The organism is Dietzia sp. DQ11-71, from assembly GCF_014144995.1.
Lineage (GTDB): Bacteria > Actinomycetota > Actinomycetes > Mycobacteriales > Mycobacteriaceae > Dietzia > Dietzia kunjamensis.
On sequence record NZ_JAALDT010000337.1, the window covers coordinates 1 to 1,438 of the forward strand.

1 protein-coding gene is annotated in these 1,438 nt (G+C 71.6%); it reads left to right on the plus strand.

Going from position 1 to position 1,438, the window contains the following annotated elements; genetic code table 11:
• The coding region (locus tag G6023_RS12045; protein ID WP_182635680.1) for an acyltransferase domain-containing protein at window positions 1-1,438 on the plus strand (1,438 nt) is incomplete at both ends.

Here is a 1,438-nt window from a genome sequence, read left to right on the forward strand (position 1 = left end):
GGCCGAACTGGCCGGACTGGGCGGCGTGATCGTCCACGGCATGTGGCTCTCGGCCGCCGCGCAGCACGCGGTGCAGGCCTCGGACGGGAAGACCCCCGCCCTGCGGATCGCCGGCTGGACCGCCCGCATGCTCGCCCCGGTCCGCCCGGGCGACCACATCAAGGTCCGTGCCGTGCAGACCGGCCGCCACGCCGGCGGCCAGGTCCTCGAGGTCACGTGCACGGTCGACGGCGCCACCGTCATGGCCGCCACCGCGCTGACCGAGGCCCCGCGCACCGTCTACGCCTTCCCCGGCCAGGGCATCCAGGCCAAGGGGATGGGCATGGAGGGCCGCACCCGCTGCCCCGCCGCCCGCGAGATCTGGGACCGCGCCGACAAGCACACCCGCTCCGCCCTCGGCTTCTCGATCCTGGCGCTCGTCCGCGAGAACCCCACCGAGGTCACCGTCCGCGGTGAGGTCCACCGGCACCCCGACGGCGTGCTCTACCTGACGCAGTTCACCCAGGTCGCCATGGCCTGCCTGGCGGTGGCGCAGCGCGCCGAGCTCGAGGCCGACGGCCTGCTCATCGACGACGCCTACTTCGCGGGTCACTCGATCGGCGAGTACGACGCCCTGGCCGCCATCTCCGGCGTGTTGGCGTTGGAGCCGCTGCTGGAGATCGTCTTCCAGCGCGGGTCGACCATGCACCAGCTGGTGCCGCGTGACGCCCACGGCCGCTCGGACTACCGCATGGCCGCGATCCGTCCGTCCCAGATGGGGATCTCGGACGACGAGGTCGCCGACTGGGTGGCCGGCGTGTCCCGCGAGTCCGGCGAGTTCATCGAGATCGTCAACTACAACCTGGCGGGCTCGCAGTACGCGCTCGCCGGGACCGTCGCCGGGTGCAATGCACTGGAGAAGGCCGTGGAGCGGGAGCTCGCGGTCTCGGGCGGCAAGAACGCCTTCATCCTGGTGCCCGGCATCGACGTGCCGTTCCACTCCACCGTCCTGCGCGGCGGCGTCCCGGACTTCCGGGCCACCCTCGACGAGCTGATCCCGCACGACATCGACATCTCGGTGCTCGTGGGCCGCTACGTGCCGAACCTCGTGCCGCGCCTGTTCAGCCTCGATCGCGACTTCGTGCAGGAGATCGCCGATCTCGTGCCGGCCGACTCGCTGGCCGAGGTCCTCGCGAACTGGGACGCCTGGGCCGCCACCCCCACGCGACTGGGCCGCCTGCTGCTCGTGGAGCTGCTTGCCTGGCAGTTCGCCAGCCCGGTCCGGTGGATCGAGACCCAGGAGCTGTTCTTTACGCCCGTAGAGCGTGGCGGACTCGGTATCGAGCAGTTCATCGAGGTCGGTGTCTCCAACGCCCCGACCGTCGCGAACCTCGCCTCCAAGACCCTCGACCTGCCCACGCACCGCGGCCCCCGGGCCCAGGTGATCAACATCGAGCGC